Source organism: Richelia sinica FACHB-800 (assembly GCF_014698825.1).
In the GTDB taxonomy this organism is placed as follows: domain Bacteria; phylum Cyanobacteriota; class Cyanobacteriia; order Cyanobacteriales; family Nostocaceae; genus FACHB-800.
The window spans coordinates 1-21,310 of the sequence record NZ_JACJTT010000041.1; the positions used below are offsets into that span (position 1 = coordinate 1).

The 21,310-nt window shown below is 40.2% G+C and carries 19 protein-coding genes; 8 read left to right on the forward strand and 11 right to left on the reverse strand.

The window, feature by feature from the left end:
- The first annotated feature begins 455 nt into the window (after positions 1 to 455).
- Entirely contained in the window at positions 456 to 1,067 is a 612-nt protein-coding gene (locus tag H6G73_RS20590; protein ID WP_190607865.1) for a class I SAM-dependent methyltransferase, read from the forward strand.
- A gap of 76 nt (positions 1,068 to 1,143) precedes the next feature.
- Here the strand turns inward: H6G73_RS20590 and aroF are convergent, their stop codons facing one another.
- The 5 genes from aroF to H6G73_RS20615 form a co-directional block, all read right to left on the reverse strand.
- Entirely contained in the window at positions 1,144 to 2,181 is a 1,038-nt protein-coding gene (gene aroF, locus H6G73_RS20595; RefSeq protein WP_190607866.1) for a 3-deoxy-7-phosphoheptulonate synthase, read from the reverse strand.
- Positions 2,182 to 2,458: 277 nt separating this feature from the next.
- The gene (locus tag H6G73_RS20600; protein WP_190607868.1) at positions 2,459 to 2,926 is read right to left on the reverse strand and encodes a PAM68 family protein; all 468 of its coding nucleotides are present in this window, start codon (positions 2,924 to 2,926) and stop codon (positions 2,459 to 2,461) included.
- Between the two features lie 11 nt (positions 2,927 to 2,937).
- The gene (gene rpsO, locus H6G73_RS20605; RefSeq protein WP_190607870.1) at positions 2,938 to 3,207 is read right to left on the reverse strand and encodes a 30S ribosomal protein S15; all 270 of its coding nucleotides are present in this window, start codon (positions 3,205 to 3,207) and stop codon (positions 2,938 to 2,940) included.
- Between the two features lie 166 nt (positions 3,208 to 3,373).
- Entirely contained in the window at positions 3,374 to 4,195 is an 822-nt protein-coding gene (locus H6G73_RS20610) for a cyanophycinase (protein ID WP_190607872.1), read from the reverse strand.
- Between the two features lie 99 nt (positions 4,196 to 4,294).
- Positions 4,295 to 4,501 (reverse strand): hypothetical protein, encoded by a 207-nt coding sequence (locus tag H6G73_RS20615; RefSeq protein ID WP_190607874.1) that lies wholly within the window; start codon positions 4,499 to 4,501, stop codon positions 4,295 to 4,297.
- 439 nt (positions 4,502 to 4,940) lie between these two features.
- On the opposite strand from H6G73_RS20615, the gene H6G73_RS20620 reads away from it, so the two are divergent.
- Positions 4,941 to 6,887 carry an ATP-binding protein gene (locus tag H6G73_RS20620; RefSeq protein WP_190607876.1) on the forward strand — a complete coding sequence of 649 codons (1,947 nt, stop codon included), beginning with the start codon at positions 4,941 to 4,943 and terminating at the stop codon, positions 6,885 to 6,887.
- 307 nt (positions 6,888 to 7,194) lie between these two features.
- Here H6G73_RS20620 and H6G73_RS20625 read toward each other — a convergent pair whose 3' ends face one another.
- A complete protein-coding gene (locus tag H6G73_RS20625; protein WP_190607877.1) occupies positions 7,195 to 7,944 on the reverse strand; it encodes a phosphatase PAP2 family protein in 750 nt (249 codons plus the stop codon).
- A 64-nt stretch (positions 7,945 to 8,008) separates the two neighbouring features.
- Between H6G73_RS20625 and crcB the strand changes: the two genes are divergently transcribed.
- The 4 genes from crcB (at position 8,009) to H6G73_RS20645 (ending at position 11,586) form a co-directional block, all read left to right on the forward strand.
- Entirely contained in the window at positions 8,009 to 8,407 is a 399-nt protein-coding gene (crcB, locus tag H6G73_RS20630; RefSeq protein WP_190607879.1) for a fluoride efflux transporter CrcB, read from the forward strand.
- A 484-nt stretch (positions 8,408 to 8,891) separates the two neighbouring features.
- Positions 8,892 to 9,767, forward strand: coding sequence for a lipid kinase (locus H6G73_RS20635; RefSeq protein WP_190607881.1), 876 nt, complete (start codon positions 8,892 to 8,894; stop codon positions 9,765 to 9,767).
- Between the two features lie 60 nt (positions 9,768 to 9,827).
- Entirely contained in the window at positions 9,828 to 10,433 is a 606-nt protein-coding gene (locus tag H6G73_RS20640; protein WP_190607914.1) for an exopolysaccharide biosynthesis protein, read from the forward strand.
- A gap of 832 nt (positions 10,434 to 11,265) precedes the next feature.
- On the forward strand, positions 11,266 to 11,586 hold the full coding sequence (locus H6G73_RS20645) for a hypothetical protein (RefSeq protein ID WP_190607883.1): 321 nt from the start codon (positions 11,266 to 11,268) through the stop codon (positions 11,584 to 11,586).
- Positions 11,587 to 11,733: 147 nt separating this feature from the next.
- Here H6G73_RS20645 and H6G73_RS20650 read toward each other — a convergent pair whose 3' ends face one another.
- The 4 genes from H6G73_RS20650 to H6G73_RS20665 all read right to left on the reverse strand — a co-directional run bounded on the left by H6G73_RS20650 (position 11,734) and on the right by H6G73_RS20665 (position 15,062).
- On the reverse strand, positions 11,734 to 12,030 hold the full coding sequence (locus tag H6G73_RS20650) for a DUF2103 domain-containing protein (RefSeq protein WP_190607885.1): 297 nt from the start codon (positions 12,028 to 12,030) through the stop codon (positions 11,734 to 11,736).
- A gap of 5 nt (positions 12,031 to 12,035) precedes the next feature.
- Entirely contained in the window at positions 12,036 to 12,359 is a 324-nt protein-coding gene (gene clpS, locus H6G73_RS20655; protein WP_190607886.1) for an ATP-dependent Clp protease adapter ClpS, read from the reverse strand.
- A gap of 123 nt (positions 12,360 to 12,482) precedes the next feature.
- Complete coding sequence (locus H6G73_RS20660) at positions 12,483 to 14,489, reverse strand: FAD-dependent oxidoreductase (RefSeq protein ID WP_190607889.1); 2,007 nt, start codon at positions 14,487 to 14,489, stop codon at positions 12,483 to 12,485.
- A 327-nt stretch (positions 14,490 to 14,816) separates the two neighbouring features.
- Positions 14,817 to 15,062 (reverse strand): hypothetical protein, encoded by a 246-nt coding sequence (locus H6G73_RS20665; RefSeq protein ID WP_190607920.1) that lies wholly within the window; start codon positions 15,060 to 15,062, stop codon positions 14,817 to 14,819.
- 568 nt (positions 15,063 to 15,630) lie between these two features.
- Between H6G73_RS20665 and ppsA the strand changes: the two genes are divergently transcribed.
- Positions 15,631 to 18,072 carry a phosphoenolpyruvate synthase gene (ppsA, locus tag H6G73_RS20670; protein WP_190607890.1) on the forward strand — a complete coding sequence of 814 codons (2,442 nt, stop codon included), beginning with the start codon at positions 15,631 to 15,633 and terminating at the stop codon, positions 18,070 to 18,072.
- Between the two features lie 275 nt (positions 18,073 to 18,347).
- Positions 18,348 to 19,877 carry a pyruvate kinase gene (locus tag H6G73_RS20675; protein WP_190607892.1) on the forward strand — a complete coding sequence of 510 codons (1,530 nt, stop codon included), beginning with the start codon at positions 18,348 to 18,350 and terminating at the stop codon, positions 19,875 to 19,877.
- Between the two features lie 176 nt (positions 19,878 to 20,053).
- Here H6G73_RS20675 and H6G73_RS20680 read toward each other — a convergent pair whose 3' ends face one another.
- Complete coding sequence (locus H6G73_RS20680) at positions 20,054 to 20,392, reverse strand: antibiotic biosynthesis monooxygenase (RefSeq protein ID WP_190607916.1); 339 nt, start codon at positions 20,390 to 20,392, stop codon at positions 20,054 to 20,056.
- Positions 20,393 to 21,310 lie beyond the last annotated feature (918 nt).

The following is a 21,310-nucleotide window of genomic DNA, read 5'->3' on the forward strand; positions in this document are numbered from 1 at the left end:
AGCTATTAGATAAACTTCGCTATTTACAATCTTGTATGTGTCAGAAAATCAGTTATGTTCATTGGTTTGAGGAGATTATGTTTTGTTGACATATTTAACCTTTTTAGAGCTAGTATAACTAGATATGTAAAGTTTTGTATTAGGATTCAACATTTCTGTTCTCAACCATAAATAATAATCTTGTGCATATAAAGTGTAAGTAGCTGGTGGTATTATTGGTTTAATCATAAAAGAACGTAGTTTTTGCCCTTTTGTGACTTTATATTATCTTAGATTAGTCTATAATTCTATTATGCTCCTGCTAGCTATGCAATTGGCAGCGACATAATAACTATTACTTTCTACTTTGCGTCTTCGCACCAAAAAAAGAATATTGACACAAGATATCTATTAGAGAATTAGTGTCAACCACAGATAACGCGAGTTATTATAGGAATATAGTAATAGTTTCAGCCATGATTAGTAACTTTCTCAAAGATAAAAAACAACTCTTTGACCGTTGGTCAGCTACTTACGACTGGATTATTCCTTCAGTTTACTATCAAGCTATCCATCAAAGATTATTAACCAAAGTTGAATTACCAGCTAATCCTCAAGTTCTGGATTTAGGCTGTGGTACAGGTCGCTTACTCAATCGGTTAGCTCAGAATTATCCTGATTTACAGGGGACAGGATTAGATTTTTCGGCGCAAATGTTGCGAGTGGCTCGACAAAATAATCAACATCATCCCCGCTTAATTTATGTAGAAGGTAATGCAGAATCTTTACCTTTTACTGAGGGTCAATTTAACGCCGTTTTTAACACCATCAGTTTCTTACATTACCCCAATCCCCAGCAAGTTTTCACAGAAGTTGCACGGGTATTAGCTCCTGGAGGGAAGTTTTATTTAGTAGATATTACCAGCAGAAAGCAAGTCTCTCACTTAGTCGCTAATTCACCAACTAGGATGAGATTTTACAATCAAGAACAGCGTCAGGAATTAGGTGCAACAGCGGGAATTTTATGTTTAGGTCATTACTACTTGTTAGGCCCGGTGTTACTGAGTGTTTTTGCTAAACCAGAGTAAATCCACCAGGGAATAGGTAGGGAAATATCTTCCTTTATCTTGATTAACTTGCTATCTGCTGTATGAAACGGGTTGTTTATTTCATGCGTCCAACGGCCCGACCAATGACAGCAAGTTCCTGCATCAATTTATCAAATCGGTCTGGGGTTAAGGATTGGGGCCCATCAGATAAGGCTTTGGCAGGGTAGGGATGTACTTCTATCATTAGTGAATCACAACCTGAAGCGATCGCTCCCATAGCCATAGAAGGGACAAACTCAGACCAACCCACACCATGACTTGGATCAATCATAATCGGCAAGTGGGTGAGCTTTCGCAGCACTGGGATCACCGATAAATCTAAAGTATTGCGTGTGTATTGACGGTCAAAAGTCCGAATCCCCCGTTCACAGAAAATTACATTGGGATTACCTGCTGCCAAAATATACTCAGCGGCCATCAACCACTCCTCAATGGTGGCAGACATACCCCGCTTCAGCAATACAGGCTTAGATTGTGCCCCTACCTTTTTTAACAGGGAGAAATTTTGCATATTTCTCGCTCCCACTTGAATTACATCAGCAACTTCTGCGATTCTCTCCAAATCACTCGCATCCATCACTTCTGTAATCACCCCCAGTCCACTCACTTCCCTTGCTTTGGCCAACAATTCCAAAGCACTTTCACCGTGACCTTGAAAGGCATATGGTGACGTTCTGGGTTTATATGCTCCTCCCCGCAAAAATTGGGCACCAGCAGCCTTGACCCGTCGTGCTGTCTCCACAATCATTTCTTCATTTTCTACGGAACAGGGGCCAGCCACAACTACCAAAGGATGATGTTCACCAAAGACTACAGGCCCATCAGGAGTATTCACCACTACCTCAGAGGCTTCCCCGTGGCGAAATTGTCTGCTCACACGCTTGTAAGGAACTTCAACCCTTAATACCTGTTCAATCCAATCGCTGAGTTCCTGAATTTGTAACGGGTCTAAATCTGCCGTTTCACCAACTAAACCAATAACTACCTTATGACGACCAATAATCTTTTCTGGTGTTAACCCCCAACTAGATAGTTCTTTGTTAACACGCTCTATTTCTGCTTCTGGGGAACCAACTTTCATGACGACAATCATCGGCAAGTTCCTATGAAATTGAATAAATTATGTAAATTATTGAGCAACTAACCTGTACAGTATTGTTGCTTAGTCGTGGAATTATTCATAATTAACCGAGAAAATATATAAAAAATGTAGCGCTAGGTACTTTTTGCTAAATATTGGGTATAAAAAATAATATAAATTTATTAATATTGATGTTTTGATGTTGAAGTGATAAAGTCTCAACTTCAACATTCAAGCTTCAATCTACCCAATATCGCAATTATTGACAAAATACCTGAGCGCTGTTGATTCAGACGTTCTTTTTTCGAGTTTCACGCCAAACTTCGGCCATTCTTCCCCAGTTAGCGCCAAATTCACCTAAACCTAGCAAAGTTCCCGGTCTATTTTCATCCCAAGAAGCGGAAAGAACACCGTAAGTAATACCTAATACCCCTAAACCAAAAAATCCCATATTCACTAGTAACACAGCGATGGGAGGTAATTGGATTTTGGCGTAAATTAACAGGAGATAACTAGCAACTAAAGTAGTAATACCTAAAGCCGTTGGTATACCACAGAATGCTGCTACTCTGCGAATCATTCTTTGGCTAACTACTTCAGGAATGGCCATCTCTTCTTTAGTGAAGGGTGGCTGCTTTTTTGGTGCTGGGCTAGTTTCCTGGGATTTGACGACAGATTGAGTCTTAGATTTCGCAGGTTTTTGGCGCTTTTTCGGCTCAAAGGGTAAGGAAGTACGATCTGATTCTTCAGCAGCCATAGGGGTAATTCCTAACCACGAATGCCAAGACGAGCAATCAAAGCTTGATATTTTTCCCGACTGTCTTGTTGAAGATAGGCAAGCAGACGCTTACGCTGACCAATCATCTTTAACAAACCCCGACGGGAAGAATGGTCTTTTTTATTAGCTTGCAGGTGTTCGCTGAGGCGGTTAATGCGCTCAGTCAGCATTGCAATTTGGACATCTGTGGAACCTGTATCGGTTTCGTGAACTTGGAAGTTAGAAATTAGTTCTTGTTTGCGCTGTTGCGTCAGAGCCATGATCGATCAAACTTTCTTTTTTCTAGATGTATGCAGCAGTCTCCCATGATATCACAGCCATTCATCTGTTTGGTTAATTAGGTGGGAGAACTACTAACTTTTGTCTTTGATAGGCTTGAGATATATTTAATACCAACTTGATAAATGATGACTGTAGTCAAAACGTCTAGACAGTGACTTTTTTGTCCACAATTGGTTTACGCTTGTGCAAGTCAAATTTGTGACCATGGGGTAAGATGTGCAGTTTTGCACCACAAATCGCTAAAGGCTCATCTTTTAATATTTGACCCAAGTTGTTATATGTGGCTTCTGATTCATCGACAATGGTGACTGCACCTTCACCAATTACCTCTACTTGTCCGTCAGTTACCACCATTGCTGTATTTTCATCAATTCCAAATCCCAACACCGCAGGTTCTTGAACTAAAGCAGAAATGAGCCTTCCTAACCGTCCCCGTTGGGAAAAATGCTGGTCTATCACTACCCCCGGTAAAAAGCCTAAACCAGGCCCCATTTCTACAGTTTCAATCCGCGCATGGGTTTCGGAATCACCTTCGACAATCATTTTATCTGGCATCACTGCTGCACCGGCACTAGTTCCACCAATGACTATACCTTCAGCGTATCTTTGATGAATGGCAGCATCAAGTTCTGTATCTTTCATAACAGATGTAATGCGGGCTTGGTCTCCTCCAGTAAAAAATATACCTGTAGCGTTCCTTACTGCCTCTAATGCTGTAGATGAGGATGCGTCATCACGGGTTTCTGTATCCACAATCCTTACTTCTGCTGCACCAATTCTTTCAAAGACTTCTGTATATCTTTCTCCTGCTTCTCTGGGTAATTCTGTCGCTGCTGTCATAATAATGATTTTTGCTTTGACTCCCCCTGCACGACGCACAAATTCCCGCAAAATTGGTGATTCTCCTTCTTTTTCTTCGGCTCCACCAATAATGATTAGTTGTCTAGGATTTTGACTCTCAGCCATGAATAGTATCTCCTGCTTTGAGTGATTTAATTTTACTAAATCATGATATTTGGAGGAGAGAATCATCCTAGCGGCAGATTCATTTTTGCCTATTAACTATTAATAATCAAATCTACGACGATAGAGTAAATCTAATAAAAATAATCGTGCTTGTTCGAGGGAAACATGGCGCGGTTTTCCCTGATAAACTATTTGATATTCATGACTTTCAGGTCCATCTCCATAGCCAGAAATGAGTTTACGATGAAATGCTTGTTCAGCTAAGTAGCGGACTTCATCTCTCAGAGCAGCTTTTTGATTATCCATGGGCTGTCTCCTCAATGCCTCATGTTGTTTATATATGTTTGGTTTGAGGTTTACACCTTTCTAAAGTTAGATTTTGATGATGGTTTCATGGATTTTAAGTAAGCTGATGCTAAATATCTCATCCAGGTTGAGAAATCTTCCTGTAGTGTTGTCGCGTAGCGCAACGCACCTGTATTGATACTCTGTCTGTGGGTAGCTGAAACCTGGGGATGATAGGAGTAGGCTAGGGCGAGATACAGGTGAAAATATAGTTTTTCCATCGTATATTTTTCTTACCAAGACTGATGCCAAATATCTTGTACATCATCTTTCTTTCCTATCCCTACGGGACGCTTCGCTAATGTGTCTTTGTGGTTTATTTTTCCGTTAGTCGTGCGTAAATCATAATTACTCAAAAAAAGTAAAAATTTCAGGGTATCTAACCAAAGGTTGATAGGTAATGATTGAGCAAGAGCAACACAGTGATGTAATTCGTATCAATGCCAGAGAAAATGATGTTTTTGATATTTTCAATTTCAAGTATTATCTTGGACCAAATCCCTACCTAGAGACAGGTGCTGTAGTTTTTGATTTTGCGTTGACAAATTATCGACAGCCATTAGAGATTGAGGAATATGTGCAAGTTGTCAGCGATCGCTATCCTCATTTGGCAGAATACAAGTATAATTCTTACGCTGACCTGTTTGCGCGTGTAGTCTCGGAGGTGTCACAGCTAGATATGGATTTGCATCTCAATCATTGGCGTGTCAAAGCCTATGATGATTATGTGCGAATTAGTATTCAAGCATTGCACGAACGCACTAGTAAAGAAGTTCTATACACTGTCTGGGATTGGTTTGAAAATATCACAGATAACCGGAGTTTTCCCTGGGAAAAAAGCCTGGAAAAATTGCAAAACAGATTTCGATATTCTGTCTATGGTGGGCCAACGGTCTACGCTTTGTTAAGAACTGCTTCTAAACAGGGTATTCCCACCTTCTATTTATGGGAAGAAGGCTTGATGCAATATGGCCATGGGAGAAAATTGGTGCGGGGGGTAGCGACGACCTTTGATACTGATAGCCATATTGATTCAGAATTTACGACCCGTAAGGACGACTGTAAAGCATTTTTGCAAAGCTTAGGTTTTCCAGTTCCACAAGGTGAAATTGTCACGTCAGAAGCGGAAGCATTAACAGTAGCAGAGGATATTGGCTATCCAGTTGCGGTGAAACCTGTCATAGGTCATAAGGGAATTGGTGTGACAGCTGAGGTGCAAACAGAAAGAGAGTTAAAATCGGCTTATCAGCGAGCTTTGTTAGCAATTCCCGAAGAACAGCCAACCAGAGTTATTGTAGAAAATAGCATTGCGGGGAAAGATTTTCGCTTACTGTGTGTGAATGGTAAATTTGTCGCAGCGACAGAACGGTGTCCCGCATCTGTGGTGGGTGATGGCTATTCCACAATTAAAGAGTTAATTAGACGGGAGAACCGCAAACCAGAACGTTGGGATACACCTACTTCTCCCATGAGTAAGATTTTGATTGATGAGGCAATGGAGTTGTATCTAGAGGAGCAGGGATGGACATTAGATAGTATTATAGAGAGCGATCGCACTGTTTCTTTACGCAAAGTCGCGAATCTCTCCGTTGGTGGAGTCAGCATCAATGCTACCAATGCAATTCACCATGACAATATCATTTTAGCTCAAGACATTGCCCAACACTTCCGCCTCACCTGTTTGGGTATTGATGTGATTGCTCCCAATCTTTCTGAATCTTGGAAATCTGGTAAATTAGCGATTTTAGAAATTAATTCTGCACCAGGAATTTTCATGCACCTCAACCCCGCAGTGGGTGAAAGTGTAGATGTTCCCGCACATATTTTAGCCACTTTCTTTCACTCTGCCGAAGATGCCAAAATTCCCATTATTACCTTTAATCACATCGCTATTCCCGAACTTCAAACAACCATAGATCACATTCTTTTTCAACATCCTGAATGGACAATTGGTGCGGTCAGTCGTCAAGGTTTATTTATCAACCGTTCCCAAAAAGTCTTAAATAAAGATTACAACAGTAATGTACAATCTTTGTTGCGTTATCCTAAACTTGATTTACTGATTGCCGAATACCCAGAAGAAATATTAGAAGCAGAGGGTATGTTTTATCAGAGTAGTAATATTGTGATTTTAGATAATCCTAGCGAAATAGAAATGATGTTAGTTAGAAATGTGGCAGATGATGGGATTGTGGTGATTAAAAAAGATAACGATATTTCTATTAATCGTCAAGGTTTAATTGAAGATTACACTTTAGGGATGGGAGAAGATTTTACGAGGGTGTATTTAAAAGAAATCAATTCCATATCCATGACTACACCAAAGAGTAAATATTCACCTATTTAAAGAAGAAAATAGATTTCTGGTGGTAATTAAATGTAAATGATTTGAAACTCTTGTAGAGACGTTCCGATGGAATGTCTCTACATTCATTATTCATTTTCACCAAATATATAGCAACGGACAGCGCGGTTAGGACATTAATTATTCTGCAACTCCTGTAACTTCTGCGACTTCTGAACTTCTGAACTTCTGCAACTTCTGCAACTTCTGTAACTTCTGAACTTCTGAACTTCTGTAACTTCTGAACTTCTGAACTTCTGTAACTTCTGAACTTCTGAACTTCTGAACTTCTGTCACCTGCTGTATATGCTTACTCTCTTTCATCAGGAAGTAGAGATGTTTCTGGTTGAATTTTACTGTTGCTGGGTTTAACCCGATGCAAGTTCGGTTTGATAATCAAACTTACTCCTATAGACCAAGCTAATGCAACCATCCAACCTGCGAGGATATCGCTGGGAAAATGAACTCCTAAATAAAGACGTGTCCAACCGATGAGGAGAAGATACAAACTGCCAATAGCAAGAATTAACCAGCGTCGGGGATGGTGCCAATTTAATACTAATAAGATTGCCACTAAGGTCATACTGGTCATTGCGTGACCGCTGGGAAAAGAATAATCGAATTCTGGTGCTTTGGACTCCCACAGTTGGGGACGGATGCGGTGCATGATTTCCTTTGCTGTCCGGTTAATGGCAACGTTGCCCAGGGCAGTGATGATGACATAGGCCAGCGATCGCCATCTTTTTCTCTGCCATAATAGAAAAGCGATCGCACTCAACACCGGAAATGCCGTCCAAGCTGACCCCACCCGCGTTACAAAGACAGCAAAAATATCTAATTGGGGGTTAGAGTAGCCATGAATTGCTAACAAAGTTGGTACATCCCAAGGAAAACCCCCTTCATTTTGCCAGACCTTCACAGCTAAAATTTGTACTACCTGCAAAGGTAAATACACCCCCAATAACATCAGCAGCAAAGAACGCCAATGTACAATCAACAGATTGCGGAAAAAATGTAGGGTTGATTTAACTTTTTGTGTGATTTTATTTACCTTGCTCATTATTTTCAGTATAATTTATTGCTGTTTGCTTTGATTATTTGTACCCCTCTATTTAATTTAATCTATGCCCATAGATCCATCCATACGCCAACCAATCGCTATTAGCTTGGGTGCGATCGCTGGAGCCTTAAGTCGCTATTATGTTACATTGTGGGTTACCCAACAATTTGGTATTACTTTCCCCTACGGCACTTTTGTGATTAATCTCACTGGTTGCTTGGGTATGGGCTTTTTCACTACCTTAGCAATAGAGAAAATGGCTATTACTTCTCTAGAAATACGTTTAATGATTGCCACAGGATTTTTAGGTGCCTATACAACTTTTTCTACCTATGGTTTAGATACTATTAATTTATTGCGGAGTGGACATTTTTTAACAGCTACTTGTTATTGGGCTGGTAGTGCCATACTCGGAATTATCTGTGTTCAGTTAGGTATAATTATTGCGCGATTATTTTGGTAGTCAGTAATTGACAATTCACATTTTTCATTTCCAAGGACATATTTGGGATTGGATACTGTGGCTGCAAGATATATTTTTTCCTAACTATATCAACCTGGGATATGGTCTGGTCAAGGGATGTTTTTTATGTGATTTTCGATATAATCAACTAACTTGTCTTAAAGTAATGAAACCATTGCTCCAGAATGAACATAGATATAGGCAATTAGGTTAAACTGTAGTAACTAGCAATCATCTGTGAAAAATCTATTCACTTTAACCTGACCTTAACAAAGCAGTGTGTCTACATACAGCAAACTATCACAATTAACATAGTATTGCCTCCCTTAAGCATTTATCTCTAGATAACCATCAAAATTTATTCATGATCATTTTCAGATGATAGACAAGCTGCATCACCGCTTTACCTAGCTTTGAGAGTAATATTCAAGCAGGGTTAAATGGACTTAGATAATTGGCACGATCAACTACAAAGGTTACACCCATGAGTCCCCGCGCACTGCTGTTAGTAAATCATCATTCTCGTCAAGGACAAACTCGTTGTTTAGAGGCAATTCATTGTTTAGAAACACTGGGTTTTCATGTAATTGAACAATCAACAGAACATCCACAAAATCTAGGAGAAACTATTCACCATTATCGGGATGATGTTGATTTAGTAATTGTGGGTGGTGGAGATGGAACTTTAAATGCCGCAGTAGATGCCATCGTTGACACTCAATTACCTTTGGGAATTTTACCCATGGGAACTGCTAATGATTTAGCAAGAACTTTGGGAATTCCTGCTTCTATACCAGAAGCTTGTAAATTAATTGCTGCTGGTAATTTACGTCGGATAGATTTAGGTTGTGTCAATAATAAATATTTTTTCAATGTCGCTAGTTTAGGATTAAGTGTAAAAATTACCCAACGTTTAACGAAAGAAGTAAAACGTCGGTGGGGAATATTTGCCTATGCAGCTACCGCACTACGAGTCATCTGGGAGTCCCGTCCCTTTAGTGCAGAAATTTGTATGAACGGTCAATCTATTCTCGTCAAAACTGTACAAATCGCCATTGGTAATGGTCGTTACTATGGTGGTGGTATGGCTGTGGTGCATGATGCTACAATTGATGACCAGAGATTAGATTTATACAGCATGGAAATAGAACATTGGTGGCAAATTCTGCTTTTACTTCCAGCAATGCGTCAAGGGAGGCATATCCACTGGTCGAATGTCCGCGCTTTACATGGTCAAGAAATCGAGATTTATACCCGCAAACCTCGTCCCATCAATACAGATGGGGAAATTACAACCTATACTCCCGCTTCTTTTCGCGTCATTCCCAGGGCGATCGCTGTATTTGTACCACCAGCATAAACTGGGCCAAGAGTATGCAAATCTGGATAAAGTGACCTTTTGAAGCAATTAGCACCAACTATGCACCTGAGGTTTTCCCACGATATTAAAACGTTGTTACATCGTTTAGCTGAACAACCGCTAACTCTAGGGGATATTTTGGCGGAAACATCAGAACGGGGCTTTAGCTTGGTAATAGCATTATTAGTATTACCATTTTTGTTTCCCATGCCACCAGGGTTAACTGGGCCCTTTGGCGCTGCTTGTTTAATCTTGTCAGTGCAAATGCTGTTAGGAAGGCGATCGCCTTGGTTACCGAAAAAAATCGCTAAATATCAATTTCCCCGTCCCATTACCCAGGTGATTTTAAATAATTTGCGACGGGTGACGAGAATTGTGGAAAAAATCGCCTGTCCTCGCTTAGAAGCGATCGCATCTCATCCTTGGACTTGGCAATTGAACGGTCTTTGCTTCTCCTGGTTAACCATCTTGCTGATTTCTCCCATCCCCTTCACCAATCCCATCCCCACCATTGGGATTTTACTTCTAGCGATCGCCACCATTGAAGATGATGGCTTACTCATGTGCGTCAGTTACTTAATTACTCTTCTGACTACCCTATTTTTTGGCTTCATCTGTTATGCAATCTTGTTAGCACCGACTTTACTGCCTTCTATTGTGCGATAAATCCCTACTTCTAGCTTGTATCATCAAAATTTTACTTTTTCTACCAACATTTGATTTTTTCTAAGTAATAGTTGATATAATAAAATTCCTCAGTGGACAAGACTGAGGAAGATGAATCACTTAAGGTATATTTTCCATCTTATGATTCATCAGTTTCATGACCTGTCCGGGAAAAGTTCTACTTTTGAGAGAACTTGTTTTACTCACAAAATAACACACTCAAACAATTACACTTAAGCAAAATAAAACCCTCAGTTACACTCTGAGGGATATATTTTCATTAAGGTGCATCTACTATTTCTTTATTTCTAAAATTTTTCAAGATATCGGGAATATTTTTGGGCAAATTCAGGAAGAAATAGGTCAAATGATCCTGTTTCTTGATTTGATTGCATGTTTGTGAATTGACGATTTAAACATAGTTGCTCACCAAAAATTAACAACACTAATTTTAAGAGCATCAAAAATGCTTGAAACAAAGCAAGAGCATGTCAAAAGGATTTTAGATATACATTTTGCCTCATTTATGGTAATTGGCATTGGCAAAAGCTAAAAATCCAGAAATTGCAAATCAAGAACTTGATAGTTTTTAGTGGACAGTTCTCAAACTTTCCCATTTCTACATAACTAAGGTGAAGCATTAAATAGCTATCACAAAAAGCACTAAGCAAAATATGCAAATTTGTAAATATATGGTCTTGAAAACAATCTTTGCATTTGTTTACAAATGCTCTAGTTAACTATTGCAGTTTGTAACTATTTTGTTTATCCTCGCGAATTATTCCTTTAGACTAATGTCGATAGAAAAATAAAAATATGGGAATAAAGACAAATGCTCACAGTCAACCTCTTTTGTCATGATTTTGTAGTTGCTGTTTCCTTTGTAGCTTGTATTGTGGGACTATTATTGCTGTGGGGTAATCAGCAAAAACAAGATGAAGCGCAAGAAACAGAGCAAATCTTATTGAGAATGAGCTTTTCTTACTGGCTGGTTTATTGTGTAGCTTTTGGAATTGAGAAGTTAGTTTTACCGAGTTATGAAGGTTTAGCTATGACTCTCAAAATTACTACAGCATTGTCTTATTTTTTAACATTTTCTTGTATCCTCAGTTTGCCACTACATAAATTTGCGGTTCACCATGTTGAGGAATAGTCAAGATATATGGAATTGGGCATTTCTGGGTGGTATTATCCCATCGGGGGAAGGAATAAACCGAAAATCACAGAAATTGAAAATTGCTCATCACAATTGAAGGGTAGAGATACAAAATATTCTACCCTTACATATATTGATGAATATTCATGCTATTTTCATGGCGATCGCGATCGCTTGCTCCAATTGTTCCTGTGCTAGAGTGGTGAGTACAAATACTTCTTGTACCGTTTTACCTTGTCGAGCAATTACTTTATAGCCACCGCGAATTGGTACAGACACCCTTAGCTGCATCTTTGGTACATGACCCTTGACTCGATTAATCACTGCTGGGGTAACAGTTTGAATACCCTCCTGTTGACATAGACGTTCCAAAACAGGAATGAGACCAGAAAGGTGAGTAGAGTGATTCCAAACGAGTCTACCATCTGTAGATTTACCCATAATAATTAAGCAGCTTCCAGGGGAGCCATTGTCAAGCCAGCACGTCGCAATTGTTGATGGTAAAGTTCTGCTGGTTCTTGCGGCCCAACCCAAACAATCGCTTGTCCTTCATAGTGTACTTGATTTGTCAAATCCCAAGCGCGATCGCTGGTCATCCCTGGAATATACTTCATCAAACATTCGGCTACATGTTGAAAGGTATTAAAATCATCATTTAAGACAATGACTTTGTAATTAGGATAGGGTTTTTTGACAACCTGACTGGTTTTTTCAGGAGTTACAGTTGGTGCTGTAGCCATATCATAAACAAAAGCAAGATTGGTCAACATAACTTCAGGAATCAACAACGAGATTGACACATTCGCACTACAAATATCTAGTTTATGTCAATGTCAGTGTTCATTGGTTTATTCCACATCCCAACTGACCACTGACAGTGAAAAACAGAGAATCTAACGCCAATCTTCCCAATTTTGGTTAAAAATGGAAGTATCAGGAAAAGCAGTGGGATTGCCATTTTGCTGCAACAGTTTTTGCAGAGACAGTAGTTGCGGTTCTATTTTCGGTAAATCATCCACTAGCTGGTAAGGTGCGATGTTATTCTTCAGAGCATAGGCAGTAACTGTTCCCGCAGCTGCACCCGCAGACCATTCAAAGGAATGCACCCGATAAGCAGCAGCAGCAATATGGCTTGTAGCAATGCTCTTACCGCCAACAATTAAATTATCAATTTTTTGGGGAATCATTGCTCTTAAAGCAATTTGAAATGGATAAGCTAAACCTGCACCCCTTCTTTCTCCAGGCCGTTCCCTATTGCCAGGTGCTTCTGGTGGACTTTTTTCCATACAAGGATGAAAGTCAATGGCGTAATGACCAATACCAACTGCATCAGGGAAAATAGTGGAACGAGTGCGGCGCATTGCCTGATCTGGTGAGATTTGACCACCAATCACGGCTGTGGCTTCTAAACCAGATAGTGCCGCTTTTAACTGGCGATACATAGCCAGAGGCAGGGTTTGGCGATAATATTCATCATTATAATTGCGGCGAGAAATATCGATTTCCCAAATTCCAAACCCTTCCGGTTGTCCCCAACTGGGACGACCAATAATTCTTCTACCTTCCCGCATATAGGGATATTTCGATAAACCATGCACCGTTCCCATGGGAGATTTGAAACCTCTTAAGAAGCGGTTATTTGGTTGGGGTTGTTTTACCCCTTCTCCTAGTTGGGAATCTGTTGTGCCAGCGACTAACCAGTAATAATAAGCTAAAGCTTTTTCTTCACCTTTGGCCAGGGCTTCAGTTCTCAGTCCCCCCATCCAACCTCCAGGCTTTAATTGTCCAGTAGCTTGTAGTTGTTGACGAGTATAAATGAGATTATCTTGAGCAGTACCAGGACGATAGTCATTACCCCAAGTCCAGTTTTGCATGGAGATGTCTCCAGGGGTAGGGGCTGTAAAATTTACACCACCAAATCTTGTTGGTTGTCCTTGCTTAGGACTCCAAATGCGACGATAGGTAAAGACTAAATCAAAGTTGGCTAACCGCTTCAATTCATAGCTAAAATAAGGAGCATATACAGGATAAAATGGGGGCATTGTTTGCGGTTGTGGCTCTTGAGTTGCCTCCATGGCAAAGGTATAAGTAAAGCCTTGGGTACAATAAGGGTCGTTAGTAGCACTAGAAGAAGAAGGTTCCAAATAGGAGCGAGCATCTATTCCTAAGCGGTAAGGAACATCTGCTAAAGCTACTATTTCTCCTGTTTCACTGGCATCGACTACATACCAATTCGGTGCGTTACGTTGGGATTGCTTGGCAACAAAGCGAATGATGCTTTTCGTGAAGCGAGGGGAGTTTTCATAGCGATAGGCATCTTCAATGGTTTGGGAGAGAGGAAAGGTATTCAGGGGTGGTGTATTTTTAACTGGTTGATGCTGAATAGCGATCGCATTATTAATTATCTTCCCATCTTTACTAATCTCCAACTCCTTAATCACAGTATTGGGAAACCATTGCAACTTCCCTTTTCCCTCCCTTTCGGCATCTTTGAGCATTTGACCCATAACGTTGTGAGCATCACGGGGAAGGAAGCAGGAATCACTCACCCAACAATCACCAGGATTAAGTTTTCCATATTTGCGTTGAATGCGGTTGCGTAATTCTAAATAACCGCGAGAATAGAATTGTTTTTGCCGTTGAGTTGGTCGTTCATCTAATGCAGATGTGCCTTGAGCAGAAATTTGTCCTCCTAACCAGTCGGTTATTTCTGTCAAGCATACTGTTTTTCCTGCCAGTAACCCTTCATATGCTGTGGCAACACCAGACAGTCCCCCACCGACAACGAGAATGTCACATTTATAGGTTTTGTCCACATATCTGGGTGGTTTGGCAAAAGCTGCATAGGGTGTGATGAAGGTAGTAATCAGGACTGTAATTAATAAATTTTTGCGCTTCATTGTCTGTGCACTCTGGATACTAGCGTCAACTTGTAGACGGTAGCATTCAGGAAATGTTCTTTACAAGGTGGGGACATATCCTTACCCAGACTTAAAGCAGTTGCATCACCACTCGATCTGAAGAGTTGTCTAAATCTGTATTGATAGAAACTAACTGTGGATTTTCACAAAATAAAAATCTTATCTGCATCTTCCCATAGGTTGGAGTTAATTTATCCCTGAAGAAGTTGTAGGCTGATTGCTGTTTATGATCTCAATGACCAACTATGAGTAACAGAAAGGAAACACACTATTGTTCAGGACTGTTGTTAACAGGATGTTAATTGATTACACGGATAAAGTATCTACTCCTATCCAACCAGTGAGGGAGTGGCTAGAGGGAGCATAGAAGGGAGAAATCTGTTTTTTGGTTCGCAGTTGATGGGGAATTTTTTGAAAAATGGTTTCTGGTAAAGAATGGGATTTTTCCCTGATAATGGGCATTTCCTGCCAACAGGTACGACAAAACCAATAAGCGTGGGAACCGCGTAAATGTTGTAATAACAAATCGGAACAGCAGGGACAGTAATTCATATTTCTCTAAAATCCTTTATATATAGTTACTTCACCATTTCATCTGGGCAGGTGAAAGGCCGAAAAAAAGTCATAACAGGCTTTTATGTTTTCAATTTAACCTATGAATGTGAGGATTTTGTGAGAATTAGTAGGATAACAATACAATAGTTCATATTTATACATAATTACTGTTAATATAATGTATCTTCAATCACATTTATCTGCAAAATAGATGATTGCATGATTGATATTTAGCCATTGCCAATAGACCTCTGGTGAAAATGAATAATGAATAATGTGGAGACGTTCCGGTGGAACGTCTCTACAAGGGTTTCAAACCACCCGCATTTAATTACCACCAGATGTCTAATAAATTGCCGATTCAGCAAGGAAAACAACAGCAATTATTGGCTGTATATTAGCTGGGATTAAGGCTTTGACTCTCCAATACCTTTGCTGTATCTATTGATGGGTATCCTCACAAGATCCTCAAATTCTTTGAGTATAAAAAAATTGTAGGAAAGAACAGAGCTATTTAGACCAGCTACTTAATTAAAGAACCGTAAGTATTAAAGGAATATTAAATATGTTGGAAATAAGACGCAACCAAGACTGGGATCGTTCAATTCCTAAGGAAGAAGCTTTTGTTTTACCTTTTAATCAAGTAGGGATTGCAGATATTCCTTATGTTGGTGGTAAAAACGCTTCCTTGGGAGAAATGATTCAATCACTCAAGTCTAAGGGAGTGAAAGTTCCGACGGGATTTGCGACTACTGCCTATGCTTATAGGTATTTCATTAAGGCAGCGGGTCTAGAAGCAAAACTCAGGAAGATTTTTGCTAATTTAGATGTGGAAGACATGGAAAGTCTGCGGCAATGTGGCAAACAAGCTAGGTTGCTGATGTTAGAAACACCATTTCCCATAGAATTGCAAGAAGCGATCGCTAGAGCATATCAAGGACTGTGCCAAGAGTATGGTATTGATACAGATGTGGCTGTGCGTTCCAGTGCCACAGCAGAAGATTTACCAGACGCTAGTTTTGCGGGACAACAAGAGACTTATCTCAATGTTCACGGTCTCAAAGGTGTACTCGATTCTTGTCACAAATGCTTTGCCTCTATTTTCACTGACCGCGCCATTTCCTACCGTCAAATCAAAGGTTTTGATCACTTTGAGGTAGCTTTATCTGTAGGCGTACAAAAGATGGTGCGTTCCGATTTAGCTAGTTCTGGTGTAATGTTCACCATTGACACAGAAACCGGGTTTAAAGATGCCGCCTTAATTACTGCTGCTTACGGTTTAGGTGAAAACGTGGTTCAAGGTGCAGTTAACCCAGATGAATATTTAGTATTCAAACCCACTTTGAAGCAAGGATATAAACCGATCCTGCAAAAACGCCTGGGTACAAAAGAAATTAAAATGATTTATGACGAAGGCGGTTTAAAATTAACCAAAAACGTCTCCGTTGCCCAATCTGAACGTAATCAATTTGCCCTCGATGACAATGAAATTTTGCAATTAGCAAAATGGGCTTGCATCATTGAAGAACACTATTCCCAAGTGCGTGACACCTACACGCCAATGGACATTGAATGGGCAAAAGATGGAATTACGAACGAATTATTTATCGTTCAAGCCAGACCAGAAACAGTACAATCTCAAAAATCAAAAACTGTTCTCCGCAGTTATCAACTAAAAGAAAAAGGTGAGGTGTTGCTAACTGGTCGGAGTGTGGGAGAAATGATTGGCCAAGGTAAAGCTAGAGTCATTCTCGATGTACATAACATCAACCAATTTCAACCTGGTGAAGTGTTAGTCACTAACCGCACCGACCCAGACTGGGAACCCATCATGAAGAAAGCTAGTGCCATTGTCACTAATTCTGGTGGACGTACCTGTCACGCAGCGATTATTGCCAGGGAAATGGGCATTCCGGCCCTTGTGGGCTGTGGTAATGCCACCACAGCATTAACTACTGGACAAGATGTTACTGTGAGTTGTGCTGAAGGTGAAACCGGCAAAGTTTATGCAGGTTTGTTGAAATTTGAAGTGCAAGAATTGCCTTTAGAAAACTTGCCCCGTACCCGCACGAAAATTATGATGAATGTGGGCAACCCAGAGGAGGCTTTAGGTTTAACGGCGATTCCTAATGATGGTGTTGGTTTAGCGAGAATGGAATTTATTATTGCTAACCATATCAAAGCCCATCCATTGGCACTGTTGCACTTTGATGAATTAGCAGACGAACTGGCTAAATATAAAATTGCTGAGTTGACTGGTCAATACGAAAACAAGGCTGAGTTCTTCGTTGCCCAATTGGCACAAGGTATTGGTACAATTGCCGCCGCATTTTATCCCAAACCTGTGATTGTGCGCTTGTCTGACTTCAAGAGTAACGAGTATGCCAACCTCTTGGGTGGTAAACAATTTGAACCGAAAGAAGAAAACCCCATGATTGGTTGGCGTGGTGCTTCTCGGTACTATGACCCCCGTTATCGTGAAGGTTTTGCCCTAGAATGTCAAGCGATGAAACGGGTACGGGACGAAATGGGCTTGACCAATATGATTCTCATGGTGCCTTTCTGCCGGACTCCTGAAGAAGGACGGAGAGTATTAGCCGAGATGGCTAACAATGGCTTGGTACGAGGTGAAAATGGTTTGCAAGTTTACGTGATGTGTGAGTTGCCAAGTAACGTTATCCTTGCGGACGAATATAGCCAAGTGTTTGATGGTTTCTCTATCGGTTCTAACGATTTGACACAGTTAACTCTAGGATTAGACCGGGATTCTGAGTTAGTTGCCCATCTGTTTGATGAACGCAACGAAGCTGTGAAACGGACAATTGCCCAAGCGATCGCTACAGCTAAAAAATATGATCGCAAGATAGGTATCTGCGGTCAAGCACCAAGCGATTATCCAGAGTTTGCCCGCTTCCTCGTCGAACAAGGTATAGATTCCATCAGTCTCAACCCTGATTCTGTTCTCAAGACGCAATTGGAAATTGCTGCTGCGGAACAACAGCAGTAGGTGTTAGGTAATTGGTGATAGCTGATTGCATCACCAATTACCAATGATCGAGGATGTGGCAGCAAGAAGTGAAAGTCAAGCAAGTTTGGATTTTGGATTTTACCCACGAGGTATAGCAGGGGACAGGTGACAGTGCTAAAAGCCTTTTTGTGTCTAAGTTTTAGTTGTAGTTAATGTCCTAACTGTCTTGTCTACCGCTATAAAAGGCAGGCATGAAAAAATCCCTACTCTCAAATTTCTAGTCCAGTAAATTTTGGAAAGTAGACTTTACTCATATGCAGTCCACTAAATTAGAACCTCACAAAGATTTAGTCGGTTTGGATCTCTTTGATCCACCGACCTTATTAGCAACATTGCAACAACTGCGTCAGTCAGTGTATACAGAGGGAAGGGAGATTTTTCAAAGCTGGCGATCGCGCATTCACCGAGAAGCTTTTATTAATAGTAGTCTGAATCTTGCCTATTATATGGCATTACGAAGACATGATTTACGTCCACTCCAAGCAGCTTTGATGCCTTGGGGTTTGTCGTCTTTAGGGAGAATTGAGGCCAAAGTCCTACCTAATTTAGATGCGGTAATTGCCACCTTAGCAGCAGTGTCTCAACCACAAATGCGCCCTTTACCTCCTCATCCTCCCATGGAAGCATTTTTTGAGGGCGATCGCTTATTGCAAGAACATACAGAAACCTTATTTGGCAAAACCCTTAAACATCGCCGTGTGAGAATCATGGTGACATTACCCAGCACTGCCGCTAGTAATTATGAATTGGTGCGGGATCTGTTGCGACAAGGCACAGATTGTGTGCGGATTAACTGCGCCCATGATACCACTGCTGAATGGTCGGCTATGATTGCTCATGTGCGGACAGCAGAAATAGAAGTAGGACGCACATGTAAAATCCTCATGGATTTAAGTGGCCCGAAACCACGAATTAAATATGCGATCGCCCCCCATCCCAAACAACGTATATTCAAAGGAGAATCTCTACTCCTCACCCCCGACTTACCCACTACCATTGGTTCTGACTGTTACCAAGCTAGTTGCACTCTTCCCCAAATCCTCAATCACCTCAATGTTGGTGCCAAAGTTTGGATTGACGATGGTCGCATTGGGGCTAGAGTAGAAGCGATCGCCCCAGAGGGAGTATGGTTAAAAATTACCCATGCCCGTCTCAAAGGGGAAAAATTGTTACCAGATAAAGGTATCAACTTTCCCTACACTGACTTGCATTTGAGTTCTCTCACCGACAAAGATAAACAGGATTTAGACTTTATTGCTGCCCATGCCGATGATATTGATATTATCGGTTATTCCTACGTGCAAACACCCTCAGATATCGAACTGTTGCAGCAAGAATTACAAGCTAGACTACCAGCTAATACCCCCTCACCTGCAATTGTCGCCAAAATTGAAACCCCCCTCGCTGTCACCAACCTACCAGAATTAATCGTCCAAGCCGCAGGTAAACAACCCTTTGGGATTATGATTGCCAGAGGCGATTTAGCCATAGAAATCGGCTATCAACGCTTGGCAGAAATTCAAGAAGAAATTCTCTGGTTATGTGAAGCTGCCCACGTACCAGTAATTTGGGCCACCCAAGTTTTAGAAAACCTAGTCAAAAATGGAATGCCATCACGGGCAGAAATGACCGATGCCGCAATGGCAGAAAGGGCAGAATGTGTAATGTTAAATAAAGGTGCTTACATTGTTGAAGCCGTGGGCATTTTGGATGATGTCCTCACCCGAATGCAGGCCCATCAAGTCAAGAAAACACCGCAATTAAGGGCATTACATTCTTGGTAATGTTACAGCAGGTGACAGGAAGATAAATAATACCAATTCGCCAAAAGCAACCAACACATTGAGCAAACCCCTCCCCAACCCTCCCCGCTTGCGGGGAGGGTGCACGATAGTGTGGGTGGGGTAATCATCTTGTTGCCAACATTTTTCGATTTTGTATAAATACTGTCACCTGTCACCTATTCACCTGTCACCTCTTTTTCTGGCTGAATCTCACATACCAACTCATAAACAACTGTAGTAGGAGGTTCAGCAAATAAAGGTGACATTTTCTTGAGAATGCTTTGATACATTTGATTTTGATTTGCGGCCATATCTTCTACACTCTCCCAAAAAATTACAGATATACCTTTATCTGTACCTGGTTCTTGTAGTAAATATGCCCCTTGGAAACCTGTTGTATAGGTGGAAACTGCTTCTTCATACAGTTGCTTGGCAGCTTCAAACTTGCCAGGTTTAAACTCACCAATGGCAACGTGAGCAAACTTATGTCTGAGAAAATCTTGAAAATCCATAATACTTTTACTCCTATGTAAAGTTTCTTTTCAAGAAAATGTCAAATTTAATGATTTGTTTCAATAATTGAACTATTACTATTGCCAACCACAGATTTTTCTTACCTGTCTTTTTGTGAATATGAATGACTTTATATCAAAGTCTTGGTAAGTCATGGCTGATTTGTTAAAAAACGATAGGATTTTTACGCCCAAATTAATCAATGTGGGTACAGTGATGAAAATAGCGATCGCTTCAATGATGTACTCATCAATATTCTTCCACTTCAGATCATTAAAAAAGTAGATGAAAACAAATTAACTGGTACTAGCCTGATCCCAAAAATTAAATATATTCAAATAGGAATTTTCGCTTTAATTCAGTCGTTAATTATCCCCATTTCTCTTGGCGTATCGATTAATTCTATGAGAATTATGGATAGCTCAATTCTGGAAGTATAGTAGGATCAGGAGTTACATTTGTAACTCCATGTAACATAAAAAATGAATTGCAGATAAACTTTTCTTTAATTATGTTGTTATCCTGTCCTCGGTAGGCTAATCATTGAATTTCTGTTGCCTAACCACAGAGATATAGATAAAATATATATCAATGTGTGCCATTTTGACTCGACTGGCGTGGAGATAAAAGTTATCTTGTTCCTATCACTCTTGGGAACTTAAGTTTATTACCAATGACAGTAGACACAAGATTTATCAAGCATAAATCAGGCTATCTATAGTAACCATTAGTTTAATCTATGAATCCCCGTAAATAGCATATCCTAAAACCTGAAAATAAGATTAATTATTAAGAAGTAGTTATTTACTTAGCGAATATAATAGATGGTATTATTAATGAAAACAGAATATTTCGATATTAAATTTTTCATCTCAAGAGCAAAATAATTCATCTTTCATTTTTTAAATGGTTCTGCACTT

Coding starts and splice junctions, on each gene's coding strand:
- H6G73_RS20590 (WP_190607865.1), top strand. CDS start 456: ATGATTAGTAACTTTCTCAAAGATAAAAAACAACTCTTTGACCGTTGG.
- aroF (WP_190607866.1), bottom strand. CDS start 2,181: ATGATTGTCGTCATGAAAGTTGGTTCCCCAGAAGCAGAAATAGAGCGT.
- H6G73_RS20600 (WP_190607868.1), bottom strand. CDS start 2,926: ATGGCTGCTGAAGAATCAGATCGTACTTCCTTACCCTTTGAGCCGAAA.
- rpsO (WP_190607870.1), bottom strand. CDS start 3,207: ATGGCTCTGACGCAACAGCGCAAACAAGAACTAATTTCTAACTTCCAA.
- H6G73_RS20610 (WP_190607872.1), bottom strand. CDS start 4,195: ATGGCTGAGAGTCAAAATCCTAGACAACTAATCATTATTGGTGGAGCC.
- H6G73_RS20615 (WP_190607874.1), bottom strand. CDS start 4,501: ATGGATAATCAAAAAGCTGCTCTGAGAGATGAAGTCCGCTACTTAGCT.
- H6G73_RS20620 (WP_190607876.1), top strand. CDS start 4,941: ATGATTGAGCAAGAGCAACACAGTGATGTAATTCGTATCAATGCCAGA.
- H6G73_RS20625 (WP_190607877.1), bottom strand. CDS start 7,944: ATGAGCAAGGTAAATAAAATCACACAAAAAGTTAAATCAACCCTACAT.
- crcB (WP_190607879.1), top strand. CDS start 8,009: ATGCCCATAGATCCATCCATACGCCAACCAATCGCTATTAGCTTGGGT.
- H6G73_RS20635 (WP_190607881.1), top strand. CDS start 8,892: ATGAGTCCCCGCGCACTGCTGTTAGTAAATCATCATTCTCGTCAAGGA.
- H6G73_RS20640 (WP_190607914.1), top strand. CDS start 9,828: ATGCACCTGAGGTTTTCCCACGATATTAAAACGTTGTTACATCGTTTA.
- H6G73_RS20645 (WP_190607883.1), top strand. CDS start 11,266: ATGCTCACAGTCAACCTCTTTTGTCATGATTTTGTAGTTGCTGTTTCC.
- H6G73_RS20650 (WP_190607885.1), bottom strand. CDS start 12,030: ATGGGTAAATCTACAGATGGTAGACTCGTTTGGAATCACTCTACTCAC.
- clpS (WP_190607886.1), bottom strand. CDS start 12,359: ATGTTGACCAATCTTGCTTTTGTTTATGATATGGCTACAGCACCAACT.
- H6G73_RS20660 (WP_190607889.1), bottom strand. CDS start 14,489: ATGAAGCGCAAAAATTTATTAATTACAGTCCTGATTACTACCTTCATC.
- H6G73_RS20665 (WP_190607920.1), bottom strand. CDS start 15,062: ATGAATTACTGTCCCTGCTGTTCCGATTTGTTATTACAACATTTACGC.
- ppsA (WP_190607890.1), top strand. CDS start 15,631: ATGTTGGAAATAAGACGCAACCAAGACTGGGATCGTTCAATTCCTAAG.
- H6G73_RS20675 (WP_190607892.1), top strand. CDS start 18,348: ATGCAGTCCACTAAATTAGAACCTCACAAAGATTTAGTCGGTTTGGAT.